Below are 17,775 nucleotides of genomic sequence, written 5' to 3'. Positions count from 1 at the left end.
GGTCGAGTGGATCCTCCGCCCGATTCGCGCGGCGGTCCTCCGTTCTCCATTTCGGAACACGCTACCGAGCGCGGATATTGTACAGTGGGACGTTGGACGTTACATGAATACGGGCGTAACGGACGACGGGATCACGGACGATCCGGCCGCAGGAGCCGCGTCGACGCGGCTTCGCCGCCGTCGTATCGACGTTCCGAGACACGGAACACGTCAGTAGTTGATGTTCAACTCGATCACGTTCGCCGCGCTGAGAACGCGCTCCGGGAGAGTGCCGTGGAGGGCTTCGTCGCTGACCCGGTTGGCGGGCGCGGAGACGCTGACCGCGCCGAGGACCTCGCCGCTCGAGGACGTGATCGCCGAGGCGACACATCGGAGTCCCTCGAGGCGTTCACCGTCGTCGATCGCGTAGCCCCGCTCGCGGATCTCCGCCAGCGCGTCGAACAGCTCCTCGTGGGTGCCGACGGTCCGTGGCGTCTTCCGGTCGAGCCCGTGTCTCTCGACTATCGTCTCGACCCGTTCCTCGGAGAGGTTCGCGAGGATCGCCTTCCCGAGCGCCGTCGTGTGGAGGTTCGTTCGCAGCCCCGCGTGCGTGTCCAGGTCGACGGCTTCGTCACCCTTGGCCCGCATCAGATAGACGCCCATTCCCTGCTCTTCGACGAGGAGGTTCGCCAGCTCCCCCGTCTCGGCCGCGAGCGACTTCACCTCGGGTTCCGCGACCTGATAGATCTCCATCGACTTCCGGCTGTGTCCCCCGACTTCGAGGAACTTCAACCCGAGGCGGTAGTCGTCCCCCTCCTTCAGGACGTACCCCTGCGTTCGCAGCGTGCTCAGGTGGTTGTGAACCGCGCTCTTGCCCATCTCGAGACCGCTCGCCAGTTCGCTCACGCCACAGGGCTCTTTCGCCATCAGCTCCTCGATCAGCGCGAGGGTTTTCTCGGTGGTGCGCACCGGGTTTTTCGGTTCCATACCGATCGATCGTGTATCTCTCGAATAAGCGTTCCGGTGTAGGGAACGACGTCTCGAGAGTTCGGAACGGAAGTCCCGGCCCGCGGTCGAGGCGGTCGCTCCGACCGACCGGCATCCGTGTCGGTCGATCGTCGAACGCTCGCTTCTTCGGTCACGTGAATTCACATATCGTAAATACGCTGGTTCGTCCGCGTTTCTCGCCAGTATCCATTACAGTTGTACTGGTGTAATGTCTTCTCCGACGAGCGCGTGAAACATACCTTGTGAAGTGGTGACATTCGACAGTTTTTCATTATGTGAATCGGTGGAGCCGACGGGGATCGATCGCGGATCGGACGCGAGTCGGGGATCAAAGCAGCGATTCGATCTCCTCGGTGGCGTCCAGCAGGTCGGCGACGCACTCGCGTTCCAGCTGGGTCACCCCGACCTGGTACTTCGGGCCTCCGACGCTCACGCCGCCGACGACGCCCCCGTCCGCGTCGTGAACCGGGGCTCCGATCGAGACCAGGTTCGGGGCGAACTCCTCGTCGACGACGGCGTACCCCTGCGACCCGATCTCGTCGAGCGCCTCGAACAGCCTGTCGCGGTCCGTGATCGTCGCCTCCGACTCCCGCGGGAGTCCCCAGTGATCCAGTATCGCCTCGACCTCGTCCCGGTCGAGTTCGGCGAGGATCGCCTTTCCCGCGGCGGTGTTGTGGAGGTGGTACTCCGACCGGTACTGAACGTTCGACCCGTCCGTCGCTTCGTCCGTCGACGTGCCGTAACACGCGAGGAGGCGGCCGTGCTCGAAGACGGTGAAGTTGGCTTCCCGCCCCGTCTCGTTCGCCAATCGGTCGATCACCGCGCGGACGTCCTCCCCCGTCGGATACCTGTATCTCGCCCGCTCACCCAGCAGCACCACCCGGAAACTGACGTGATAGGTCCCGCCTTCCTTGACGAGATACCGGCCGTCCAAGAGCGTGTTGAGGTGGCTACAGATGGAGCTCTTCGAACTGTCGACTAACCCGTCCAACTCGTCGAGCGTCAGGCCGTCGCGTTCGAGGACGAGCCGCAGTATCTCCAGCGAGGTCTCCGTCGTCTTGAGCCGTCGCCCGGTCACGTTTCCGATCATACGCGCATGATCGTTATAATCCGTGATAGTTGTTTTCATAATGCGAATCGATGCCGCGGACGACCGTCGTTCGACCGCGTTCGGCGCTCAGATCGCCCGTGACCGCTTCACCCAGCCGATCCGGGTGATCGCTTCAGCGCCGAGTTCGCCGAGCAGGCTCGCCGCCTCGAGGTCGTGCTCCGCGAAGGCGTCGACGACGACGTCGCCGGCGCTTAAGACGCCGTGGCTTCCGATCGGAACGTACAGGCCCGACTGGAGGGCACCCCGACTGTGATCGTCGTCCGTGAACTCGTGGTTCGCGTGTATCACCGGCTCCCCGGTCCGATACGTCTTCGCAGCCGGGGTGTCCTCGGTGACCGCGTAGTTCGGGCGGTCGCCGGCGCGCTCCAGACACTCCTCGGTCGCCTCGATCGTTTCGAGCACGTTCCGGTTCTCGTCGACGAGGCGGACGGTGGTGTTCACCAGGCCGAGGACGTTCTTCGCCGCGTCGGCAAGTATCCCCGCGACCTCGTCCTTCGAGCTGGCCTTCCGGAGCTCCTGGCTCGTCTGCCGGAGGATCTCGATGCGTTGCTCCTGCCGCTTCAGGTCGGTCACGTCCCTGAGGACCCCGTAAAGCGCGACGGTCCCGTCGTCCACGACCGGATCGCAGCCGAGCCGGATCGTCCGTTCAGTGGTTCGCTCGCTGGCGTAGTTCACGTCGACCGAGAACGGCTCCCCGTACTCGACCGCAGCGGAGAGCGAGTCGAGCACTTCGCGTCGGTCGGTCTCCACGTACCGGTCGATAACGTCGGAGACCGTCGGGTCGTCGTCGACGTCGATGTCATGGATCCGCTTCGTCTCGTCACTCAACCACACCTCGTCCCGCGGGACGTCGTACGACCAGACCCCGATCCCCGTGAGGCGCTGGAGGCTCGCGATCATCTCCGGCGTCCGGCGGTCTAACGCGACCGGGAACGAACGCGACGCGGTCGTTTGGCTCCAGTCTGGCGCGTTGGACATGAATTACCAGCCAGTAGCGAGGAAGCCACCATAAATCCTCATGCCGCCGATCCCCCGTTCCGCCTCACGTCCCGGACGCGCCTGTTCTATCATAGAGAACACCGTTCTCGGGATACGGACGCGATCGAGCCAAAACCAACCCGAATATTCATTACGGTTTGTGGTGTTGTCACGTTCGTAACCCATGAAACAAGTAGGGACGCGGTACCACTCAGGGCCGGCGACGGGGCAACGATGAGCGTCTACATCGTCGGGACGCTGGATACGAAAGGCGAGGAGATCGGTTTCGCCCGGGACGTGATCGAGGCCGAGGGGATCGACGTTCACCTCGTCGACGTCGGCGTGATGGGCGATCCGGAGATCGAACCGGACACGGACGCCGCCACGGTCGCGGCGGCGGGCGGGACGGACCTCGAGTCGCTCCGCGAGGCCGGCGACCGCGGCGCGGCCGTCGAGGCCATGGGCGAGGGGGCCGCGGCGATCGTGTCCCGAGCCCACGAGGAGGGCCGGCTGGACGGGATCCTCGGTCTGGGCGGCTCGGGGAACACCTCCATGGCGACCGCGGCGATGCGGGCGCTCCCGGTCGGCGTTCCGAAGTTCATGGTCTCGACGGTCGCGTCGGGCGACACGGAGCCGTACGTGGAGTACTCGGACATCGCGATGATGTACTCCGTCGCCGACATCGAGGGACTGAACCAGCTCTCGCGGACGGTGATAGCCAACGCGGCGCTCGCGATCGTCGGCATGGTCGACTCGGAGCCCGACGTGGAGACCGCGGAGAAACCGACGATCGGCATGACGATGTTCGGCGTCACCACGCCCTGCGTACAGGCGGCCCGCGACTGGCTGGAGGAGCGCGGCTACGAGACGATCGTCTTCCACGCGACGGGGACCGGCGGCCGCGCGATGGAGTCGCTGATCGAGGAGGGCGTCATCGACGCCGTGCTCGACGTCACGACGACGGAGTGGGCCGACGAACTCGTGGGCGGCGTGCTCTCCGCCGGGCCGGACCGACTCGAGGCGGCCGGGAAGGCGGGGATCCCGCAGGTGGTGTCGGTCGGCGCGCTCGACATGGTTAACTTCGGGCCGAGGTCGTCCGTCCCGGAGGAGTTCGAGGGTCGCAAGTTCCACGTTCACAACCCGCAGGTGACCCTCATGCGAACCACTCCCGAGGAGAACGCCGAGCTCGGTCGGATCATCGCCGAGAAGCTCAACGCGGCCACCGGGCCGACCACGCTGATGTTGCCGCTCGGCGGCGTCTCCATGCTCGACGCGCCGGGCGAGGAGTTCCACGACCCGGAAGCCGACGAGGCGCTGTTCGACGCCCTGCGTGCGCACCTCGACGACGACGTGGAACTGATCGAGACGGACGCGCACGTCAACGACGAGGAGTTCGCGCTGGCGCTCGCCGAGCGGATCGACCGGTACATGTGAGATCCGACCGGTCCGGGTGGACGCCGGCTCGTCGTCCGAACCGATCGCACCAAAAGATTTAATTACTGGATGACACCATGTCTCTACGAACGTTCCGAAAATCCATGACAGACAAGCAATCTCCAACCGACAGCTCCAGGCGACGCTATCTGAAAGCGATCGGCGCGACCGGCCTCGCGGGCGGATTCGCCGGTTGTACCGGCGGCGACGGCGGCGGTGGCGGCGGCGGCGACGAGTACGATCCCATCGGGAACTTCCCGCCCGAGGGCGAGACCGTGGCGATCGGATTCAACGGGCCCACCTCGGGCGCGCTGGGTCCAGACGGCCAGGACCAGGAGGCGGGGTTCGACCTCGCGGTCCAGCACCTCAACGAGGGCGGCGGGCTCGTCGACTACTGGGACCGACTGAGCGGCGACGGCATCATGGGCTACGAGGTCGAGCCGACGAAGGCGGACACGGCCGGTAGCGCGGACACGGCCCAGGACAACATCGACCGGATGATCCAGCGGGACAACATCCAGTTCTGGACCGGCGGCATGTCCAGCACCGTGACGATGGCGATGCAGGACGTCGCCCAGCGGGAGAAGGTCCCGTTCATGGGCGGGAACTCCACGTCGGCCAGCATCTCGGGGGAGAACTGCTCGCGCTACTACTTCCACCCGACGTTCCACGCGGAGATCATCGGGATGGCGATGGGCGACGCCGCGCCCTCGGTCCTCGGCGAGGACCGGTCGCTGTTCCACATCTACATGGACTACTCGTACGGACAGTCGAACCGGGACGCGGCCCGAAAGTACCTCACGGAGAACGGCCCGTGGGAGGACGCCGGCGAGGCCGCCATCGCCGAGGGGGAGAACGACCACAGCTCCCAGATCCAGGCGCTCGAGGAGTCCGGCGCGGACACGCTGTACTTCTCCAGCTTCGGCGGCTTCGCAGCCAGCGGCCTCTCGCAGATGCGCGACGCCGGGTTGACCGACGAGATCGACGTCATCATCCCGCACGTCAGCGCGTTCACGCTCGACCCGCTCGGGGCCGACGCCGAGGGCGTCCTCGGCATGGAGCCGTGGAACCCCGCCGCGGACAACGAGGCGAGCAGCGTGTTCGTCGAGGCGTACCAGGACGAGTACGACGAGACGCCGAACCAGAGCTCGCTCCACACCTACGAGTCGATGATGGTCTACGCCGCCGCCGTCGAGGAGGCGGGGACGTTCCACCCGCCGACGGTGGTTCGGACGCTCGAGGAGTTCGAGTGGAGCCTCGCGTGGGGCGACTCGGTCTTCCGCGAGGCAGACCACCAGGTCGAGCGCCCCTGGTACCTCGTCCAAGGCGTCGGCGACGACAGGGCCGAGGAGCTCGGCATCCGCACCGAGGTCGTCGAGACGACCGACCCGCTCATCTACGGCGCCGACGAGTTCCCGGCGTCCGAATGCGCGATGGGCGAGAACGAATACGGCGACGAGTAGTCCCGTCGCCGGCCGACTCACGGTACCACGTGCGGCTCGTGGCACCGCGTTCCCTTCTGGATACGCCTCCCTCGCGGGACGACGGCGGCGTCGCCCGCTCGCCGTTCCGACCGTCCCGTGAACGGCTGGCTCGGTACGAGTCAGCGGATCACAAGATTAACGTACCGAAGCGATCATCAACGATCGTGTTACCCATGAGATCGCCACTTACGGCTCCAATGGGGTGGTTCGGATGACGCTCGGCTCGGTCGTCGGGTTCGTCTTCATCGCCCTGAGCGTCGCGTCGCTGTATCTGCTGGTCGCGATCGGTCTGTCCATCGTGTTCGGATCGCTCAAGTACGTGAACATGGCTCATGGTGTTCTCTACCTCGGGGGGGCGTACGTCGGGCTCCTCATCGCGTCCGAAGAGCAGTTCGGCGGACTGCTCTCCGACGCCGGCGCGGTCGGCCTCGGGTGGGGATTCGTTCCGGCCCTGATCCTGACGCCGGTCGTTATCTTCGTCCTCGGGGTGGCCATGGAACGGCTCCTGGCGAAGCCGTTCTACGACAGGGACCTGCTCGACCAGCTGCTTGTCACGTTCGGCGTCCTGATCGCCGCACAGGAGGTCGTCGCCATCGTCTTCGGGAGAACCGGGACCATCTACCCCCGGCCCGAGTGGCTCTCGGGGGCGATCTCGTTGCCCGTGATCGGGACGCCGCCGGGGATGGCCGCGGCGTCGTCGATACGCGTCCTCGTGGTGACGCTCACGCTGTTGCTCGTGGGCGTCATCTTCGCCTTCTTCAAGTACACCGACTACGGGCTGGCGGTGCGCGCGGGGACCGAGGACGCCGAGATGGCACGGATGCTCGGCATCCGGGTCGACCGGCCGTTCCTGTTGATATTCGCGCTCGGAGCCGCGTACGCGGGGCTCGCCGGCGTGCTCGGCGGGTCGTTGTTCAACGTCACCTCGGGGATCGGCATGGAGATCATCATCCCCTCTCTGGTGATCGTGATCATGGGCGGCGTCGGAAGCCTCCGCGGAACCGTCGTCGGCTCGCTGCTCGCCGGGATCGTGTTCGCGGTCGCCACCGTCGTCAACCCGAGCATGACGCAAGCGAGCATCTACCTGCTCGCCATCGTCGTGTTGACGATCAGACCGAGCGGCATCTACCCCTCCGCGGAGATAGGACAATGAGCACCGACAACGTTCAATCCGACGTCGACGAGGGATCGTCTCGATTCAGTCTGGCAACGTGGGACCGGATCAAACACACCGAGCGGTTCATCGTCCTCGCATCGGCGTGTTTCGTGCTCCTGTTCTCGTACCTGTTCGGCCGCGCGCCCGTGGTCTCGGACGTGCTACGCGGGTATCACGGGCTCACGATGACCGTCCTCATCTGGGCCATCTTCGCGCTCGGATTCAACCTCCTCCTGGGACGGACGGGGCTGCTCTCGTTCGGCCACGCGATGTTCTTCGGCACCGCGAGCTACGCGACCGCGCTGTTCGCGATCCACGTGTTCAATGACCCGCTCGTGATCGTGCTCTTCGGGACGCTGACCGCGACCGCCCTCGGCGCGGTCGCGGCGGTGATCCTCCTGCGGCTCCACACCGTGTACTTCGCGATCGTCACCCTGGCGATCGGCCAGTTCCTGTACTTCCTCGCCAACAACCCCCTCGAACCCATCACGAGGGGGATAAACGGGCTCAGCGTGTCCCGGGAGCCGGTCCTCGGGATCGTCGAACTCGACCACCAGTACGGCGGCCTCCTCGGCGAGCTCGTGGTGAACAACCTCTACCTCTTCATCGGGGCCTTCTTCGTCGGCGTCGTCGCGCTCGTCGTCCGGATCCGCAAGTCCCCGTACGGGCTCATCTTCAAGGCGATCCGCGAGAACGAGACGCGGTCGACGTTCGTGGGGCTCGACGTCTGGCGCTACAAGTTCGCCGCGTTCGTCATCTCGGGAGCGATCACCGGACTCGCCGGCGGACTGATGGTCGTTCACACGCAGTTCGCGGGCGTCGAGCGCCTCTACTGGGCCGTCAGCGGCGACGTCGTCGTGATGGCGGTCCTCGGCGGTCTCGGGACGATCGCCGGGCCGGTCATCGGCGCGTTCGTGTGGTTCTACTTCGAGGGGATCGTCAACGGGATGCCGACGATCGGGAACTACTGGCTGCTGCTGTTGGCGCTCTCGTTCACCACCGTGGTGTGGGTCTACCCGGACGGGATCTGGGGACTGATCACGGCGGCCACACGGGAGCTCCGCGATCCGGAGGGGCTCGTCGCGAAGGTCACGGGCCAGGGTGTCGACGGCTCGAACGCCGAGGAGTCCGAGGGAGGTGATCGGTCGTGACGCTGCTCGAAACGCAAGGGCTGACGAAGGAGTTCGGCGGCCTCACGGCGCTGGAGGACGTCGACATCGACGTCGAGGAGGGGGAGTTGGTGTCGCTCATCGGCCCGAACGGGGCCGGGAAGTCGACGCTCATCAACACGATCACCGGGCGGCTGACGCCGACTCGCGGCGACATCACGTACTCGGGGACCGATCTGGTGGGGATGGATCCCTTCGAGATCGCCCAGCTCGGGGTGGGACGGACGTTCCAGACCGCCTCGATCCTGCCCGAGCTCACCGTCCGCGAGAACGTCCAGGTCGCGGCGTTCGCGGCCGAACACGGCTCGTTCAGGGTGAACTTCCTCAGCCGCCGGGACTCGTTCGACGACGTCCAGCGGCGGACCGACGAGACCCTCGAAACGATCGGACTCGACGACGCGGCGGAGACGGAGGCCGCGTCGCTGCCGTACGGCGACAAACGGCGACTGGAGGTCGCGATCGGACTCGCGACCGACCCGGACCTCCTCTTCATGGACGAACCGACGGCGGGGATGTCGCCGGCGGAGACCGAGATGACGGTGAACCTCATCGACGACCTCCTGTCGGAGTGGGGGATGACGATCTTCCTCGTCGAACACGACATGGACATCGTCTTCGACGTCTCGGACCGGATCTTCACGCTCCACAGGGGCGAACTCATCGCGAAGGGCACGCCGAGCGAGATCAGGGACCACCCGGCGGTCCGCGAGGCCTACCTCGGGGGTGAGGGCGAATGAGCCTGCTCGAACTGGAGGACGTTCACTCCTACTACGGACCCAGCCACATCCTCCGCGGCCTCTCCTTTTCGATCGACGAGGGGGAGGTCGTCACCCTGCTCGGCCGGAACGGGGCCGGGAAGACGACGACCGTCCGCAGCATCGCCGGCACCGAACCGCCCGAGATCCGGTCGGGGACGGTCCGGTTCGAGGGGACGGACATCACCGACTGGCCCGCCGACGACATCGCCATGGGCGGGATCGGCGTCGTGCCCGAGGGCCGGCGGCTGTTCACGGAGCTGACCGTCGAGGAGAACCTCGAACTGTCGACGATCACCCGCAGCTGGTGGAACACGGTCCGCCGCCGCACCGCCACCGACGGCGAGAGCACGATGGGGATCGACGAGCTCTACGACCTGTTCCCCCGACTGGAGGAGCGACGGTCGCAGGCGGCTGGCACCCTCTCGGGCGGCGAACAGCAGATGCTCTCGATCGCGCGGACGCTTCGGCTTCCCGACCTCGACCTGCTGCTCTTGGACGAGCCCACGGAGGGGCTCGCTCCGCAGATCGTCACCGCCGTCGGCGACTCCGTCGAGGAGATCGCCGACCGCGGGCTGACGGTGCTGCTCATCGAGCAGAACGTCCGGGAGGCGCTGCGGATCGCGGACCGGGGCTACGTCCTCGACCAGGGGGACATCGTGTTCGAGGGGACGGCGGCGCAGCTGCGCGAGGAGGACCTAGACGAGTACCTCGTCGTCTAGGCGGCCGCCGACGCACACGGTCGATACTATTATTTTCGCGACGGCCCAGAGATCGGTAGATGGCGAACCACACTCGGCGGCAGTTCCTCGCTGGAGTCACGGCGTCCGGGCTCGCGCTCGCCGCGGGCTGCGGGTCCCGGGCGGCGTCCGGGAGCCATCCCGTCTCGGACCCGGTCTCCTCATGGCCGACGTTCCGCGGCGGGCGACACAACACCGGCTACGCAGGCGACGCCTCCGGCCCCGGGGAGGGGTTCTCGACCGCGTGGACCTACGACGCCGAGGGAGCGTTCTGGGGGAGCCCGGCCGTCGCCGACGGGAAGGTGTTCATCGGCAGCGCGGACAACGCGCTGTACGCGCTCGACGCGGGGAGCGGCGACGAGGCGTGGCGGTTCTCGGCGGACCACCGCATCGAGGCGACGCCGGCCTACGGCGACGGCACCGTGTACGTCGGGTCGTACGACGGGAGCCTCTACGCCGTCGACGCCGAGTCGGGCGAGGAGCGGTGGTCGCGGTCGTTCGGCGCGCTGATCCGGGGGAGCGCGACCCCGTGGAACGGGTCGGTGATCGTCGGCGTCGGCTGTCTCAACCTCGCGTGCGCGTGGTACGCCGGAGAGACCGACGTGCCGGAGAACGGCTGGATCTACTCGTTCGACGCCGAGACCGGAGAGACCGACTGGCGGGTCGAGATCGGGGACGAGGTCGTGAGCACTCCGGCGGTCGCCGGCGGAACCGCGTACGTCGGAGCCTCCGACGGGAACCTCTACGCGCTGGACCCCGACTCCGGCGAGGTCCTGTGGACCTACGAGACGCGGGACATGATCTGGTCGAGCCCGGCGGTCGCGTTCGGCACGGTGTTCTTCGCCGACTGGAACGGGAACGTCCACGCCGTTGACGCCGAGTCGGGCGAGGAGCGGTGGCTCGCCGACACCGCCGGCCGATACATCTCCGGATCGGTCGCCGTCGGCGAGGAGGGGGTGTACGTCGGCCACACGCCGTACAACACCCTCGACGATCCGACGACCAACTACGCGAAGGTGTTCCGGTTCGACCGCGAGACCGGCGAGGAGGCGTGGGCCGTCGAGACCTCGGCGCTGGAGATCGGGAGCAGCCCCGCCCTGACCGCGGACCGGCTGTACGTCGGCAGCCACCGCCAGACCGAGGGCGGAAGCAGCGAGGTCGGATTACACGCGCTCACGACCGACGGCGAGGAGGAGTGGTTCATGGAGATCGGGGGCCGCGGCGTCGGCTCCAGTCCGGCGCTCGTCGACGGCACCCTCTACTTCGGCGGCACGGACGGGACGGTGTACGCGCTCGAGTAGGAAGACGGCCGGACTCCGGGATCAGAACTCGATCGACTTGAACTTGCGCGTCTGGTTCTCGATCGCCTCCTCTGTCGCGAGCCGTTCGATGCTCGACGCGCCGAAGAAGCCGACGATCCCCTCCGTCTCGTTCAACACGTACTCGGCGTCGTCCGGCCAGGCGATCGGGCCGCCGTGACAGATGACGTGGACGTCGTCGCGGACCGACTTGGCGGCGTCGTGATGCGCCTGAACGCGCTCGGCGGCGTCGTCGAGGTCGAGCGCCGTCTCCGCGCCGATGTCGCCGGAGGTCGTGAGCCCCATGTGCGAGACGATCACGTCGGCTCCCGCCTCGGTCATCGCCACCGCCTGCTCCTCGGTGAACACGTACGGGCAGGTCAACATCCCCTGGTCGCTGGCCTCGCGGATCATCTCGACCTCCTTGTCGTACCCCATGTTCGTCTCCTCGAGGTTCCGTCGGAACGTGCTGTCGTCGTCGATGAGCCCGACCGTGGGGAAGTTCTGGACCCCGGAGAACCCGCGGCGACGCAGGTCCTCGAGGAACACCTCCATCTCCCGGAACGGGTCGGTCCCGTTGACGCCGGCGAGCACCGGCGTGTCCTCGACGACCGGGATGACCTCGTGGCCCATCTCGACGACGATCTCGTTCGCGTCGCCGTACGGGAGGAGCCCCGCGAGGGAGCCGCGACCGTTCATTCGGTATCGCCCGGAGTTGTAGATGATGAGCAGATCGACGCCGCCCCGCTCGGCGAACTTCGCGGAGATGCCGGTGCCGGCACCGGCACCGATCACCGGATCGCCGGCGTCGATAGTCGATTCTAACCGCTCGAGGGATTCCGCACGGCTGTATTTCATTCCAGATCACGCGACACCACACAGCAACATAATTATTTGGGATAGAATCCCACGATCCTCGCGCCGTCCGGCACACTCCGGGGGCTCTTCGGCTCCGACGACCGGGGCGTTCCGACCCCGACCGATCGCTCGAGCCCGATCGGCAAGGGAGTCCTACGGGAGTCAGACGTCCGGGAACGCTCCCGGCGGGAACACCGTGGCCTCGTCGTCGTCGCGGATCACGGCCTCCGGTCCGGGCGGGCAGTACGCCGCGAGGAACCGAAGCGGCTCCCACGACGTGTTTATCGTGCTGTGTTCGACGCCGCTCGGGATGTACACCATCTCGCCCGCCCCGACCGTCCGCTCCTCGTCCGCGATGGTCTGTTTCCCCTCCCCGCTCAGGAAGTACAGGATCTCCTCGCTGTCGGGGTGTGTGTGCGTCTCGTGGCCCTTACCGGGCTCGAGGACCACGACCCCCGCGCTGAATCCCGACGACCCGGTGACCGACGGGGTGTTCATCCACTTTATCCGCCCCCAATCCAGTTGGATCGTCTCGACGTCCTCGGGATCGACGAACCGCTCGTTGGTTGTCATGTTAGCAGGTGACGTTCTCACGTGGTTACCATATAGGTTTGTGTTTCTGTCGGGAGCCGCGTGTAGACACGCCGATCCCGTGCGGAGGCAAGGGCTCGCGAGCGATCGTCAGCGGTACTCGTCTCGACGTGTTCCGATATATTTGAAATATGAGTAGTTTATCGACTTACTTGATGAGAAATAAGTAGTATCGGTCCGGTTCTCGCGATACGCACGTCGGAACCGGAGCACGTGACCGTTTCAGAACGCCGGTAACCACGGCGGATCATCGACGAGAGAGGGACTTCATCGTCGGCGAGGGGTTCTCCCAGAAACCAAGGTAAAATTCTCTAATATTTCATTTTTTTTTTGATTTTAATACGGCAAGATAAATTTTTCGTTACGATATAATCCGAATCATACGGCTAGAATCGCTCTCGAGTGAGTCGGATCACCGTTTCCTCAACCGAGGTGTGAACGAGATCTGCTCCACCGAGCGTGGAGATCCGCCTCCTGCATCCAGTCGTGAACTGCGGATCGATACCGTTAACGATAGAAATATCAATAAACAAGGTTATATTTGAAGCCGATAAGTCTGGCAGGGTACTGAATTCCGAGCGTCATCAACGGCTTCGGCGTTTTCGCGCTCCACGAGCGCCATCGGTCTCGTCCGTAGGACACCGAGGCGGTCGTTTCCGGCTATCGATCACTCGAAAACACAGTGGCCCAGCTTTCGATCCGTATCCGAACGCCGCCGTGAAATCCCGGGATATTTCGCAACCGTACGCGAGAGGAAGCCGTCGTGGGGGATCAGTGCCGGTCTCGATTCGGAACGGATGAATCGAACGGAAGACACGAATCGATTCTCTTCTCGGCGGTCGCTGACCGCGCGGATCCGGGACGGCAGGATCACCGGAGCCGGGCTCTCTCGCGACACACCGCCGGTGTCGGATCGGTGGCGTCGACGTCCTCTCAGAACGGCGCGTCCGTCGATCCGCGAGGCCGCTCCTCGTTCCCCGTCGAGCGCTCCGTGAGGTTCGAGCCGCTCTCGGTACCGCCCTCCGGGTCGGCGGTCACGTCTCCCGTCTCCAGGTAGCTCTTCTCGAGTTCCGCGAGCCGCTCGTTGATCGCCTCGCTCCGTTGGTGCATCGGTGCCGCACGGACGCGGATCAGGTCGTACTCGTGTCGATCCGTGAGGCCGTTCCACGCCCGGAACGATCCGATCGTCAGCGTGTGAGTCTGCGGACAGAACGGGGTCGTCGGCGTGAACTCCGCGCGGAGCACGCGGTCGACGTCTCCCGCCTCGACGGCGTCGTCGGCGTCGTCACGTTCGACGGCGTAGCGGTAACCGGCGTTCTCGTGGCGAGTGTCGAGGTTCAGGCGGGCGAGGTTGTAGTCGAACGTCATGTCGTACACCTTCCGATCCTCGAAGCAGTCGCGAGTGAGGCGGTGAAACGCGACGTGGTCGGCTCCGGTGAGCGGGTCGTGAGGCTCGAGGAACTCCCCCGGCCTCGGGAGGTGATCCGCGACGAACTCGTCGTACCCGTCGAAGAGGTCGCCGTCGTCGGAGCCGAACGGAGACGGAAAGCTGGGCATACGCGCGTGTTCGAGGCCGGGAGTGGTACCCCTGACCCCGTACATGTTCGATCGGCTCGTCGCTCCGGACGCGTCCGCTCGGTCGGCGCTCCGTTCGGCGAGCCCGCGAGTCCGATTCGCTCACTCCTCGACCGTCTCGTCGGGGGCGCGCGACCGACGTGGCGAGAACGCTCCCAGGACGATCCGATCGAGCGAGTGGGGGCTGTGACGGACCAACACGAGGCCCATGTTGACCACGAACGCCGCGACACCGACGGTCACCAGCACCCCGCCGAGAAGCGCCGGGAGGCCGGTGAGCCCGAGCAGGTTCGAGCCGACGATCAGTCCGCTTCCGCCCGCGAGGAACACCCCGTCGACCGCGGCGACCCGGTCGTCGTAGAGGTCGTCGATCATCGGCACGTCCTCCAGTCCCAACAGATCGCTGTACCGGTTGACCCAGATCACGAAGGGGATGACGTGATAGAGCGTGCCCACGACGACGAACCCGATCGCTCCCAACAACAGCAGGTGGCCGGCGTTCGCCGCGCCGAGCAGGTGGTTCCGAGTCAACGGATCAGATAACCACGCGGGCGCCGAGACGACGATCCACAGCGCCAGCGCGCCCGCCGCCACGACGTACCGCGTGTGCATCGGCGTGCGTTCGACCCGCATCTCGTACAGTTTCCGCGTCAAAACGAGACAGAACGCCGACGCGGCGACCAGGATCGACAGGCCGCCGACTCGCGCGAGAGGGGCGTTGGCCGCGAGTCGACCGAGAGCGAGCGCGACCACCCCGACGGGATGTGCCACCTCCTCGAGAGACCGAAGGCGGTGGTCGATCCCGTGGAGCTTCGTCTGCGTGAACATCGTTCCGAGCTGGTAGAGTGCCCCGTACACCGTCGTGAGAACGGCACCGAAGACCCCGAGGGTCGCGTGGGCTCCCACCGCTCCGGACCGGCTGACGCCGACCCGCGGGAACGTCGGCACCGTGAGATCGATCGCGAGGAGGAGACCGAGGACGGTCAACGCGAGGAGGAAGCCGAGCGCGCCGAGGAAGTGCCGTTCGGTGACGTCGTACCCCTCGACCGTGCCGAGCGTCCGGGCGACGTTGTACGCGAAGACCCAGAAACCGACGAGCATGAGCGCCGCGAACGGGATCAGCCACGCCGTCTCGACCGAGAGAAACGCGGCGACGAACCCGGAGAGGCCGGCGACGACCAGCCCCAACTGGACGTTCGCGAGCCGTCGCGAGTGGAGAGTAACCCCCGACCACACGGGCACGAACTGCGTCATCGCTCCCATGATCGTGACGCAGACCCATCCGGCCAACAGGAGGTGGACGTGAGCGAGCCGCGCCAGTCCGGGAACGGCGTTCAGGCGGACGCCGATCCCGAGCCCGACCCCGGCGACGAGAAAGGCGAGTCCGACGACGAAGTGTCGTAACGGGACCGTCATCGGGGGCTGTCGGTCCGTCTCGATGTTCCCCGGGATGGCACCCATGGAGCCGGATACGTGCTCCGCACACCTGAGGATACCACCGAAGATGTTCCCCTTCCGTCGATCGTCTCCGTGTTCGGGTAGGCGTGAAAGCGCCACGCAGCGAATCGACGCCGGGGAAGGCGAGTCTCGTCATGCCATCACCGTTATGGCCGTCACCCACGGATCGCCGGTATGATCTCGAGCGATCGGATGGCGGCCGTCGACGCGAACGCGGCCGCCCTCGGCGTCCCGCGGAAACAGCTGATGGAGTCGTCCGGCAACGCGGTCGCCCGGGAGGTCCGGGCGGCGAGCGACCCCGGAGACGCGGTCGCGCTCGTCTGCGGCCGCGGGAACAACGGCGGGGACGCGTTCGTCGCGGCGCGCTTCCTCGCCGACCGCGACGTGACGGTTCATCTGCTCGGGCGACCGGAGTCGATCGGGACCGACATCGCCCGCGAGAACTGGGAGGCGCTCCGCGCGGCCGAGGTCCCGACCGAGACCGTCGCCGACTCCGCCGACCTCGATCTCGGGTCGCCGGACGTCGTCGTCGACGCGATGCTCGGCACCGGGGTCTCCGGCGCGCTCCGTGAGCCGGAACGGACCGCGGCCGAGGCGGTGAACTCGCTCGACGCGACCGTGATCGCCGTCGACGTGCCCTCGGGCGTCGACGCCGACACGGCGGATCCGACCGGGGGGGAGGGAGCGGTCGCCGTCGAGGCGGACCGCGTCGTGACGTTCCACGACGGAAAGCCGGGACTCGACCGGCTCGACGCGGGCGTGACCGTGGCCGACATCGGTATCCCGGCGGCCGCGGAGCGGTACACCGGGCCGGGCGACCTGCTCGGGTTCGGCCGGGACCCGGACTCGCACAAGGGCGAGAACGGGGAGGTCCTCGTCGTCGGCGGCGGGCCCTACACCGGCGCGCCGGCGCTGTCAGCGCGGGCCGCGCTCCGAGCCGGTGCCGACCTCGTCAGGGTGGCCTGCCCGGCGAACGTCGCCGACGAGGTTCAGGGGTACTCGGCGGACCTCATCGTCCGAGGACTTCCCGGAGAGCGGCTCTCGCCCGATCACCTCGAGCGGGTCGCCGACCTCGCCGCCGACCGGGACGTCGTCGTGATCGGTCCCGGGATGGGGGACGCGGAGGTGTCGGTCGAGTTCGTTCGGCGGTTCCTCGCCGACTTCTCCGGCCGGGCGGTCGTCGACGCCGACGCGCTCCGGGTCGTCCCCGAGGTCGAGACGGAGGCCGAGCTGATCTGTACGCCACACCAGGGCGAGCTCCGGGGAATGGGCGGCGAGACCGCCGAGGACCCGACCGAGCGGGCGGATCTCGTCAGGGCGTTCGCCGCCGAGGTGGGTCACACGATCCTCGTGAAGGGGCGGTACGACGTGATCGCGAGCGACGACGGGGAGCGGGTCCGACAGAACCGCACCGGCAATCCGGGCATGACCGTCGGCGGTACCGGGGACGTGCTCGCGGGGACGGTCGGCGCGCTCGCGGCTCAAACGGATCCGCGAACGGCTCAAACGGATCCGCGAACGACACAAAAAGCCCCGAAGACGGGCCGAACGGACCCGTTCCAGGCGGCGGCCGCGGGCGCGTACGTGAACGGGCTCGCGGGCGACGCGGCCGCCGAGGCGAACGGACACGGGCTCGTGGCGACGGACTTAATCGACCGGCTCCCGCACGCGCTGTACGATGAGTGACCAGGACGAACTGACCCACACGACCGCCGACGGCGACGTCCAGATGGTCGACGTGGGCGCGAAACCCGACACGGCCCGGCGGGCGGTCGCCCGCGGGGAGATCCGGCTCACGCCCTCCACGATCGAGGCGATCCGCGCCGACGGGATCGGGAAGGGCGACGTGCTCGCGACCGCCCGGATCGGGGCGATACAGGCCGTCAAGCACACCTGGGAGACGATCCCGATGTGTCACCAGATCCCGATCACGAACGTCGACACGGAGTTCGCGGTCGGCGACGACCGGGTCGAGTTGCGCGTCGCGGTGGAGACGACCGGCAAGACCGGCTGCGAGATGGAGGCGCTCGAGGGCGTCACGACCGGGCTCAACGTCGTCTGGGACATGGTGAAGGCCGCGGAGAAGGACGCCGACGGGGAGTACCCGGACACGCGGATCGCGGACGTGGAGGTCGTCTCGAAGGAGAAACGCGAGGTCTGACGGGAGCGGTCCGGCGGGCG

16 protein-coding genes are annotated in these 17,775 nt (G+C 66.8%); 9 read left to right on the top strand and 7 right to left on the bottom strand.

Annotation, left to right across the window (positions count from 1 at the left end):
* Positions 1 to 210 precede the first annotated feature (210 nt).
* The 3 genes from xacR to AXA68_RS10210 form a co-directional block, all read right to left on the bottom strand.
* A complete protein-coding gene (gene xacR, locus AXA68_RS10220) occupies positions 211 to 966 on the bottom strand; it encodes an HTH-type transcriptional regulator XacR (RefSeq protein ID WP_066416183.1) in 756 nt (251 codons plus the stop codon).
* A gap of 349 nt (positions 967 to 1,315) precedes the next feature.
* On the bottom strand, positions 1,316 to 2,077 hold the full coding sequence (locus AXA68_RS10215) for an IclR family transcriptional regulator (RefSeq protein WP_066416182.1): 762 nt from the start codon (positions 2,075 to 2,077) through the stop codon (positions 1,316 to 1,318).
* An 87-nt stretch (positions 2,078 to 2,164) separates the two neighbouring features.
* Positions 2,165 to 2,998, bottom strand: coding sequence for a GAF domain-containing protein (locus AXA68_RS10210; RefSeq protein ID WP_394326471.1), 834 nt, complete (start codon positions 2,996 to 2,998; stop codon positions 2,165 to 2,167).
* A gap of 312 nt (positions 2,999 to 3,310) precedes the next feature.
* Between AXA68_RS10210 and AXA68_RS10205 the strand changes: the two genes are divergently transcribed.
* The 7 genes from AXA68_RS10205 (at position 3,311) to AXA68_RS10175 (ending at position 11,115) form a co-directional block, all read left to right on the top strand.
* A complete protein-coding gene (locus AXA68_RS10205) occupies positions 3,311 to 4,510 on the top strand; it encodes a Tm-1-like ATP-binding domain-containing protein (protein WP_066416179.1) in 1,200 nt (399 codons plus the stop codon).
* Positions 4,511 to 4,614: 104 nt separating this feature from the next.
* The gene (locus AXA68_RS10200; RefSeq protein WP_066416177.1) at positions 4,615 to 5,973 is read left to right on the top strand and encodes a substrate-binding protein; all 1,359 of its coding nucleotides are present in this window, start codon (positions 4,615 to 4,617) and stop codon (positions 5,971 to 5,973) included.
* A 232-nt stretch (positions 5,974 to 6,205) separates the two neighbouring features.
* A complete protein-coding gene (locus tag AXA68_RS10195; protein ID WP_066416176.1) occupies positions 6,206 to 7,147 on the top strand; it encodes a branched-chain amino acid ABC transporter permease in 942 nt (313 codons plus the stop codon).
* A complete protein-coding gene (locus tag AXA68_RS10190; RefSeq protein WP_066416175.1) occupies positions 7,144 to 8,301 on the top strand; it encodes a branched-chain amino acid ABC transporter permease in 1,158 nt (385 codons plus the stop codon). The genes AXA68_RS10195 and AXA68_RS10190 overlap by 4 nt, the downstream gene beginning before the upstream one ends.
* A complete protein-coding gene (locus AXA68_RS10185; RefSeq protein ID WP_066416173.1) occupies positions 8,298 to 9,056 on the top strand; it encodes an ABC transporter ATP-binding protein in 759 nt (252 codons plus the stop codon). The genes AXA68_RS10190 and AXA68_RS10185 overlap by 4 nt, the downstream gene beginning before the upstream one ends.
* Positions 9,053 to 9,796 (top strand): ABC transporter ATP-binding protein, encoded by a 744-nt coding sequence (locus AXA68_RS10180; RefSeq protein WP_066416172.1) that lies wholly within the window; start codon positions 9,053 to 9,055, stop codon positions 9,794 to 9,796. Before AXA68_RS10185 ends, AXA68_RS10180 begins: the two co-directional genes overlap by 4 nt.
* 59 nt (positions 9,797 to 9,855) lie before the next feature.
* Positions 9,856 to 11,115 carry an outer membrane protein assembly factor BamB family protein gene (locus tag AXA68_RS10175; protein ID WP_066416159.1) on the top strand — a complete coding sequence of 420 codons (1,260 nt, stop codon included), beginning with the start codon at positions 9,856 to 9,858 and terminating at the stop codon, positions 11,113 to 11,115.
* 21 nt (positions 11,116 to 11,136) lie between these two features.
* On the opposite strand, the gene AXA68_RS10170 is transcribed toward AXA68_RS10175, so the two are convergent.
* From AXA68_RS10170 to AXA68_RS10155, 4 genes are all read right to left on the bottom strand, one after another.
* On the bottom strand, positions 11,137 to 11,970 hold the full coding sequence (locus tag AXA68_RS10170) for a phosphoenolpyruvate hydrolase family protein (RefSeq protein ID WP_066416157.1): 834 nt from the start codon (positions 11,968 to 11,970) through the stop codon (positions 11,137 to 11,139).
* A gap of 162 nt (positions 11,971 to 12,132) precedes the next feature.
* Positions 12,133 to 12,543: a cupin domain-containing protein gene (locus tag AXA68_RS10165; RefSeq protein ID WP_066416155.1), complete on the bottom strand. Its 411-nt coding sequence runs from the start codon at positions 12,541 to 12,543 to the stop codon at positions 12,133 to 12,135.
* Between the two features lie 951 nt (positions 12,544 to 13,494).
* On the bottom strand, positions 13,495 to 14,118 hold the full coding sequence (locus AXA68_RS10160; RefSeq protein WP_066416153.1) for a hypothetical protein: 624 nt from the start codon (positions 14,116 to 14,118) through the stop codon (positions 13,495 to 13,497).
* Between the two features lie 120 nt (positions 14,119 to 14,238).
* Entirely contained in the window at positions 14,239 to 15,597 is a 1,359-nt protein-coding gene (locus AXA68_RS10155; RefSeq protein WP_066416149.1) for a hypothetical protein, read from the bottom strand.
* A gap of 171 nt (positions 15,598 to 15,768) precedes the next feature.
* On the opposite strand from AXA68_RS10155, the gene AXA68_RS10150 reads away from it, so the two are divergent.
* Positions 15,769 to 17,280 (top strand): bifunctional ADP-dependent NAD(P)H-hydrate dehydratase/NAD(P)H-hydrate epimerase, encoded by a 1,512-nt coding sequence (locus AXA68_RS10150; protein ID WP_066416147.1) that lies wholly within the window; start codon positions 15,769 to 15,771, stop codon positions 17,278 to 17,280.
* The gene (moaC, locus tag AXA68_RS10145; protein WP_066416145.1) at positions 17,273 to 17,755 is read left to right on the top strand and encodes a cyclic pyranopterin monophosphate synthase MoaC; all 483 of its coding nucleotides are present in this window, start codon (positions 17,273 to 17,275) and stop codon (positions 17,753 to 17,755) included. Before AXA68_RS10150 ends, moaC begins: the two co-directional genes overlap by 8 nt.
* Positions 17,756 to 17,775: the final 20 nt, after the last annotated feature.

Origin of the sequence: Halorubrum aethiopicum, assembly GCF_001542905.1 — an archaeon.
Classification (GTDB): Archaea; Halobacteriota; Halobacteria; order Halobacteriales; family Haloferacaceae; genus Halorubrum; species Halorubrum aethiopicum.
The sequence above is the reverse complement of the archived record's forward strand: the minus strand, read 5'-3'. Positions and strand labels throughout refer to the sequence as shown.